Origin of the sequence: Cytobacillus oceanisediminis 2691, assembly GCF_007678455.1 — a bacterium.
GTDB lineage: Bacteria > Bacillota > Bacilli > Bacillales > Cytobacillaceae > Mesobacillus > Mesobacillus oceanisediminis_A.
The window spans coordinates 1-284 of the sequence record NZ_VEEP01000177.1; the positions used below are offsets into that span (position 1 = coordinate 1).

1 pseudogene is annotated in these 284 nt (G+C 38.7%); it reads right to left on the bottom strand.

From position 1 onward, the window contains the following. A pseudogene (locus FS736_RS23685) lies at window positions 1-213 on the bottom strand (acyl-CoA dehydrogenase family protein); the annotation flags it as partial. Between the last annotated feature and the right edge of the window lie 71 nt (window positions 214-284).

Sequence of the window (284 nt, forward strand, 5' to 3'; positions counted from 1 at the left end):
AAATCCTTTCCCTTCTTTACCAATCAACTTCTCTCCCCACATTTCTCCTCCTTCAAACAAGACTTCTCTTCTTCCATCATTAATCATTCTATCCATTCCACCAATATCAATCTTCTCTCCCTCTTCTTTCATATCAACAATAAATAAACTTAAACCATCTCTTTTCTTTTCCACTTCATCTTTTCCACTCCTTCTTCCAACAACCATCATCACATCCCAATCTTCTCCTCCTCATCTCCACATTTTCTGCCCATCCACTATATACTTATCCCCTTTACCCTCCC